Below are 7034 nucleotides of genomic sequence, written 5' to 3'. Positions count from 1 at the left end.
AACCTCGGCAAGGCAAGTGTGAACCCGCTTCGTGATCCAATTCCGATTTTTGAACTACCTCTACACGCCGCGTTTGTTGCCCCAGACGAGGGCGTGCAATTGCGGCAACACCCGGACGTCGTTCAGGTCCGGCGTGGCGACCACTTTGTCGATCAGCGCCTCGTAGCGGCGCAGCAGGTCGGACGCATGCTCCTGGATGTCCATCCGCTTGACGTCCGGGTTGCCGACCTGCACATACATCGGCACACCGGGATAGCGGGCGTGCACTCGCTTGGCGTAGGCCAGGTCGTCGTCGTCAAACACGACGACCTTCAGGCTGACGGCGAGCGGGTGGGGCCGGGCGGCCAGCTTGGCGACGATGTCGTCCAGCGCGTCCCAGTCGGTGTCCATGCCCGAGCTTGGCGGCTTCGGTGACAGGGTCACCTGGTCGACCGCAGCCAGCCAGTCCTGCCAGCGCGAGCCTTGGGTTTCGACCGCGACGGCGATGCCTTCGGCGTGAAGCAGCTCGACCAGGCCGGCTAGCTGCGGCAGGAGGGCGGGGTTGCCGCCGGACAAAGTGACATGGGCGAATCGGTCGCCGCCAATGTCGCGCAGCTCGCCGAGGATTTCCGCCGGGGTCAGGCGGCGGATCAATTCCTTCGCGCTGCCGTCCCAGGTAAAGGCGGAGTCGCACCAAGCGCAGCGGTAATCGCAGCCGGCCGTGCGGACGAACATCGTCTTCTGCCCGATCACCATGCCTTCGCCTTGAACGGTAGGGCCGAAAATCTCCAGGACGGGGATCGGCAGCTCGCGGGGATCTCGGGTTTCCCTTGATTCCCGGGTTGCTTGAAGCGGCGTAGACGACTCCGGCATCGGCATCGAGACCCGTGCGGCTTCTAGTTTACTCATCCCGCATCCACTCCCGTCTCGCTTCGGCGTAGCTGGTCGGCGTTTCGTAGAGACGGACGAACTCCGTGCGGGCCTCCAACGCCGGATTCCGATACGCTTCGGATTGCAGCGCCGCCTCCATTTTCTCGAACAGCCACACCACCATGTTTTCGGCGGTCGTATTCATAGGCGGCAGCGTTTCATTAATATATCGGTGGTCCAGATAACCTTCGATTTCGTTCTTCCAGATGTCCTTGATCGTGCCAAAATCAACGGTCATGCCGATTTCGTCCGGCCGGCCGCTGATGCCGAACACCACTTTGTAGGTGTGGCCGTGCAGGTTTTTGCATTTGCCGTCATACGCATGCAGATGGTGGGCGGCATCAAAAGTGAACTCCTTGCTGACCAGCACCCGGCGACGGTGGTAACGCAACTGGTCCTGGCCGATGTCCTGGCCCAGCTTCTGCAGCGCTTCGACGATGCGAAATTCTCCCGGTGTCCGGTTCATCGTAAATTCGCCTCCCGGCGCTCCAGCAAGTATTTATCCAGGCCGGCCTTTCTCAGCTTGCAGGCCGGGCATTCGCCGCACCCGTCGCCGATGACGCCGTTGTAGCAGGTGAGCGTCCGTTCGCGAACGAACTCGAAAGCCCCAAGCTCATCGGCCAGCTTCCAGGTTTCCGCCTTGTCGATCCACATAAGCGGCGTATGGATCACGAATTCGTAATCCATGGCCAAGTTCAACGTCACGTTCAGCGATTTGACGAACACGTCGCGGCAGTCGGGATATCCGCTGAAATCGGTCTCGCAGACGCCGGTGACGATATGCTTGGCGCCTACGCCTTTGGCCAACACGGCGGCAAAGCTAAGGAAGAGATGATTGCGTCCGTCCACGAACGTGCTGGGTAGCGCGCCTTCCTGGTGCTCGATGGCAATGTCGCTGCGCGTTAAGGCGTTTTGCGTTAACTGGCCGAGCAAGCTCATGTCCAGCACGGTGTGTTTGATGCCGAGCTCGGCGGTAATGGATTTCGCGCAGTCGATCTCCAACTTATGGCGTTGTCCGTAATCAAAGGTCACGGCCTCGACTTCGCCGAACTGTTGGATGGCCCAGAACAGGCAGGTGGTGCTGTCTTGACCGCCGCTGAACACGACGACCGCTTTTTCATTTTTAAGCATAAAAAAACCCTCCGTCTTCTTGGATAGTGAAGCGGGAAAACGCTGTTTTCCGGCTCATTGGCAGAAGAAAGAGAGTTCTTGAACTGGTCACAAAAAAACAAGCCCGTTCGACCGGCAGGGCGTTCCTTGGCGCTGACGACTCGGGTGCAAGATGCAGTCGAGCGTGCAGGCGCGAAAGAACCCGCCTAATCAAGGCAGGGCGTTTGTAGTTTTTTATAGAGGGAGTTCTCGAACCTCTCCCACGCGCCCCGCCATTGGGGAGGGCATGGACTTCTTCTTCAATTGAAATTGCCCGAAAGGGAACAAGGCCCTAGGCACAAACCCCATTATAGCATATTTTTTGCTCGTAGGGGAAGAGAAGGGACGGGGTTAGGAATTAGCTTTTTTTAACGAAAACAAGGAAATACCGATTCACAAACGGGCGGATCTAACCGATAATGGAAGAGATTAACTACAAGGAGGATATACCATGCGAAAACTCAAATGGCTGGCCATTCCACTGGCCCTGCTGCTGGTAGCGCTCACGGGATGCCAGGCGGTCGGCGGCTTCGACGTGGCCAAAGCGCTGGCAAGCAGCGTGAAGACGACGAGCAGCGAATCGAAGCAGACGGTTACCGTTGAGGTTGTACCGTCGGCATCGGCCAACCTGACCGCGGAAGACCAAGCCGCGATCGATCTCATTAATTCTTTCTCCCTGAATATCGACAGCGCGAAAGTGCAGGATACCCAACATATTTCCATGAAAGGCTCCGTCGGACTGAAGGAGGAGAAAATTCCATTCCTCTTGTCCATGGACGACAAGGGGATCGCGCTGCAGGTTGACGGCGCGAAGCAGCCGTTGTACATATCCCAGCAGCCTTCCATTCCCGGCTTAGCGGATACGAGCTCCATGGAAGCCGGGGCGCAGGAGCTTTCCGCCAAACTCGCGGAATTCGTCCTGAAGCATTTTCCGAATCCTTCGGTGCTGACCGTGAAGCAAACCTCGTCGCAAGTGAACGGGGAATCGCTGAGCTTGACAAACCTGCATGCGGAAGTGCGCGGCGACGAGCTGTTCGGGCTGCTTAAGCCGTTCCTCGCAAGCGCGGTGAAGGATGAGCAGGGGCTCAAGGATCTGATCGCGGGCTACTACGATTTGCTGACGCCGTTCCTGAGCTCGCTGGGAGAACTTCCGGAGGATGCGGAGCTCACGCCGGAGCTGGCGCAGGAAACGAAGAAACAAGCCGTGGATGAACTGTACAAGGAGCTTCAGCAAGGCATGGAAGAGCTGCTTGCTTCTTATGACGAAGAGGTAGCGGGCTTGTTCGCGGATACGCCGGAGCTTGCGACCGTGTTCGGGAAAGACACGGTGCTGAAGCTGGACCTTTACTTCGACGGCAAGCTGAACATCCGCAAGCAGTCGATGGAATTGAACGTGGCGCTCCCGGCTTCCGAGGAGCTTCCGATCTCTGCGATCAAGGTGCGCAGCGACAGCGAAATGTGGAACATCGGCGGGACGGTAACCACGGATCAGGTGGATACGCGCGCAGGCGTGCTCGACGTCACCGAAATGGATCCGACGCCGGGACAAATTTTGCGCAACTTTAAGGATGTCGCGCCGTTGTACAAATTGCTCAAGGATGACTTCCAATTGAGCCATAAACAGGTTGTGCTCGATACCCAAAGCGATTACTACGGAGTCATCACGAAGAACGGCACGTCCTTCGTGCCGCTTCGCTACTTGTCCGAGCAATTTGACGCCGAAGTGAAATGGACGCCGGGTTCCGGCCAATTGGTCGTGATCGATGACCTTACCGGCAAGGAGATTGTTCTTAAAGTCGGTTCCAAGCAAGCGACGGTGGACGGCAAGACGGTTCAGCTCAGTCAACCCGCGTTTGTGCATAAGGACGGCTCTACCTATGTGCCGCTGCGATTCCTGACGGAAGCGCTTGGAGCGACGGTGAGCTTCGACGCGGACGGTTGGATTACCATCGAAAGAGAGTAAGCGGCAGAGAAGCAACAAATACGGGACCATCCCGAGCCATCCAAGTGATGGCTCGGGATGGTCCTTTTATTTTTTCGACGGAAGATTGATTATTTATCCCGGTCTATGTATAATGATAATCATTATCAATGGAAATTGGGGGAACAATACAGATGAAGGTTTTCAAACATCGCTTTCTTACTTTGGCGACGGTCCTGCTGTTGACGGTCGTCCTTGCGGCCTGCGGCCAAAACGGCAACAATGCGGGCAATGCGGCAAACGATGCGGGCGCTGCGAACAATGGCGCTACGGGCAATGCGCAATCCGGCAACGGAACGAACAAAGCCGCCGAAGGACAAGCTGCAACGAAAATCTACAAGGACTTCACCGGGCAAGAGGTGGAAATTCCGACGGATCCGCAGCGGATCGTATCGGTTACGCACTTGGGCGACCTGCTTGCATTGGGCGTGAAGCCGATCGGCGCGGGTTCGCTTGCGTTGGAAAACTCGGTGCTGCTGAATAAAGAACTGGAAGGCGTGGAAAGCGTCGGCGACATCTCCGTCGAGAAAGTGCTGGAACTGCAGCCAGACCTGATCATCGTGCCGACTTACACGCCGGCCGATATCGTGGAGCAATTAAAGAAAATCGCTCCGGTCGTTACGCTGGCCACCGCCGGATGGGAAGGCATTGATCCGCTGGAGGAAGTGAAGACGGTTGGCGAAATGCTCGGCCGCGAACAGCAAGCGGAGGAATTCATTACCCGGTATAAGCAAAAAGCCGAAGAAGCGAAAGCCAAGCTCAGCGAGGTCATCGGTCCGAACGAAACCGTCGGCACCTATTCGATCTGGGCGAAGAGCTTCTGGGTATGGCCGAAAACCCGGGATGCCGGTTATAACCTGTATGAAATGTTCGGACTCAAGCCGCAGGAGAAGATCGGGAAAGAAGTATTCCCGACCACGGGCGCGGACATTTCCCTGGAGGTCGTTCCGGAATATGCCGCGGATCACATGTTCCTGACGGTTTATGAGCCGGACGGCGGGAAGGAACGCGCAGAAGAAGTGATGAATGGACCGGTGTGGAAAAATATCCCTGCGGTTCAAAAAAACCACGTGTATTTGTTGAACTACAAAGAATTCTGGATGGTGGACGGACTGAATCTGGAGAAACAAATCGATATTCTCGTGAATCTCGTCGTCAGCCAAAATCAAAAATAACCGCACAACCTCAAGGGGCCGTTCCCCGCGTCATTTGCCGACGCGGAGGAACGGCCTTTTCGTGTCCGGAGCCAACCGGCTGCCCTACACGACCTGGCGGTTGATTGCGGCCGAGAATTGCTCAACCTCGTCCCAGCGGATCGCCGGGAGCGAACGTCCTTCCTTGCGGGCCGCGCGCGTGACCATTCTCGCGACGAACCGATCGAGCAGGCTCATCGATTTGAGGCTGAGCTCTCCGCCGAATCCGGCTTTGGCCGTGGCATGCGCCAGCAAGTCCGCCGGGAAGGAGGCCTGCAGGAAGTCTTCGGTTTTCTCGAAGGTCCCGCAGCAGATAAACAAACCTAGCTTTTTTCGCATCAGCTCGGTGGAATGGACGCGGCAAAATTGCCGGCATGCCTGCTGAAACTGGCCAAAGTAGATCGATCCCCCGACGATGACGCTGTCGAACTCCGCCAGATCGGGGACGGCTTGCTGCCGCAAATTAATGATTTCCACGGGGTCGTTGATCTTGGCTGCCAAGGTTTTGACGCACTTTTCCGTCGTGCCGTATTTTCCTGCGTAAACGATCAGTGTGCTCATGACGTACCCTCCCATTCGACCGATTTCGAGTCAGTTTTATTGTATCTGGGAATGTTTAGGCGGTGATGCGACATCGGTCATACGGAGTCAAAAACAATCAGTGGAGCAACGCCCATTCCTCGGCGATTGTCCGTTCGGGAAGGCGATAGCCGATCAGCACGAGATAAAGCGGTCCGTCATAATCCATCGCCTCCCAGTTGAACCGCTTGCCGGAATATTGCATCAGGTAGGCGGCTCTCTCCGGTTGGGAGAAACGTATGTATCCTTTGGCTCGAAGCAGCCCGGGGTTCCATTTCTTGATGAACCGCTCCAGCCTGGAGGCGGAGATTTGCAAGGGTTCGCGAATCGGCAGACTGATGGTGTTGATCCGGCTGAACGAGGTGGGAGCCTGCTCGGCCGATGTCGAATCAACCGGGGAATGCCGGTGCGGCTGCACGACCTGGAACGGAGAACGGGCTCCCCGGTGGGAACCGCCTGCGGTGGCGGCCGTCAGCGGTGTACGCCGCGGCAACGGATGAATGGCCGTAAAGAGGGAAGCAAGCGGAATGTTGGCGTTGACGGCGTAATGCACACGTCCTTCGGCATTGTACTTGCGGATCATTTCGGTGACTTTGCGATTATGGGCCGGCGGGACGAGATCGGTTTTGTTAATGATCAAGTCGTCGGCCGCGGACAGCTGGCAACGCAGCGTACGAACGAGTTGTTTATCCGAGGCGAAGATGCTGTTGTATTCGAGCGCATGCTCGGCATCAATCAGGGTGATGACGCGGTGCAGATACAGCTTGGACAGGAGACCGGGCTCGGCCAACTGTTCGACGATTTCCTCAGGGTTCGCCACCCCGGTGAGCTCCAGCAGCAGCAGGTCGGGTTCCTGATGAAGCAGGCCGGCCAGGGCCGCCTGGATTTCGTCCTTTTTGGTGCAGCAGATGCAGCCGTCCAGCAGTTTTTCCAACGGAAAACGGATGGAGGCGGAGCGGGCGACCAGCTCGCCGTCGATATCCCGTTTGCCCAGCTCGTTCATCAGCACGCCCGGTTTTAACCCGCGTGCGGCAGCCTCCTCCAGCAGCTTGACCAGCAGGGTCGTTTTGCCGCTGCCCAGAAAACCGCTGAGGACGACTACCGGTATTTTCATGGCCATATTCATCGGGCGCATTCGCTCCTTTCGGAATGGATCATTGACAAAGAAGTGACGAGTTTTTAAGATATGTTTATTCGTAAGTATTACGTTTAATACCTGGGAT

At 56.9% G+C, this 7034-nt stretch carries 7 protein-coding genes and 1 riboswitch; of the genes, 2 read left to right on the top strand and 5 right to left on the bottom strand.

What is annotated here, in order from left to right; translation table 11 throughout:
* Positions 1 to 60: 60 nt before the first annotated feature.
* From queE to queC, 3 genes are read right to left on the bottom strand one after another with little or no spacing between them, the layout of a single operon-like run.
* The gene (queE, locus tag MJ257_RS20560; protein WP_270406884.1) at positions 61 to 888 is read right to left on the bottom strand and encodes a 7-carboxy-7-deazaguanine synthase QueE; all 828 of its coding nucleotides are present in this window, start codon (positions 886 to 888) and stop codon (positions 61 to 63) included.
* Positions 881 to 1375 carry a 6-carboxytetrahydropterin synthase QueD gene (gene queD, locus MJ257_RS20555; protein ID WP_240271012.1) on the bottom strand — a complete coding sequence of 165 codons (495 nt, stop codon included), beginning with the start codon at positions 1373 to 1375 and terminating at the stop codon, positions 881 to 883. The genes queE and queD overlap by 8 nt, the downstream gene beginning before the upstream one ends.
* Positions 1372 to 2040, bottom strand: a complete 669-nt coding sequence (queC, locus tag MJ257_RS20550) for a 7-cyano-7-deazaguanine synthase QueC (protein ID WP_240271011.1) — start codon at positions 2038 to 2040, stop codon at positions 1372 to 1374. Before queC ends, queD begins: the two co-directional genes overlap by 4 nt.
* Before the next feature lie 199 nt (positions 2041 to 2239).
* A riboswitch (PreQ1 riboswitch) is annotated at positions 2240 to 2283 on the bottom strand.
* 226 nt (positions 2284 to 2509) lie between these two features.
* On the opposite strand from queC, the gene MJ257_RS20545 reads away from it, so the two are divergent.
* Together MJ257_RS20545 and MJ257_RS20540 are read left to right on the top strand one after the other, a co-directional pair.
* Complete coding sequence (locus MJ257_RS20545; protein ID WP_240271010.1) at positions 2510 to 4021, top strand: copper amine oxidase N-terminal domain-containing protein; 1512 nt, start codon at positions 2510 to 2512, stop codon at positions 4019 to 4021.
* Positions 4022 to 4173: 152 nt separating this feature from the next.
* Positions 4174 to 5214 carry an ABC transporter substrate-binding protein gene (locus MJ257_RS20540; protein ID WP_240271009.1) on the top strand — a complete coding sequence of 347 codons (1041 nt, stop codon included), beginning with the start codon at positions 4174 to 4176 and terminating at the stop codon, positions 5212 to 5214.
* Between the two features lie 84 nt (positions 5215 to 5298).
* On the opposite strand, the gene MJ257_RS20535 is transcribed toward MJ257_RS20540, so the two are convergent.
* Positions 5299 to 5793 (bottom strand): flavodoxin domain-containing protein, encoded by a 495-nt coding sequence (locus tag MJ257_RS20535; protein ID WP_178020764.1) that lies wholly within the window; start codon positions 5791 to 5793, stop codon positions 5299 to 5301.
* 97 nt (positions 5794 to 5890) lie between these two features.
* Positions 5891 to 6925: a CobW family GTP-binding protein gene (locus MJ257_RS20530; RefSeq protein WP_240271008.1), complete on the bottom strand. Its 1035-nt coding sequence runs from the start codon at positions 6923 to 6925 to the stop codon at positions 5891 to 5893.
* Positions 6926 to 7034 lie beyond the last annotated feature (109 nt).

This window comes from Paenibacillus timonensis, from assembly GCF_022427145.1.
Taxonomy (GTDB): Bacteria; Bacillota; Bacilli; order Paenibacillales; family Paenibacillaceae; genus Fontibacillus; species Fontibacillus timonensis.
The sequence above is the reverse complement of the archived record's forward strand: the minus strand, read 5'-3'. Positions and strand labels throughout refer to the sequence as shown.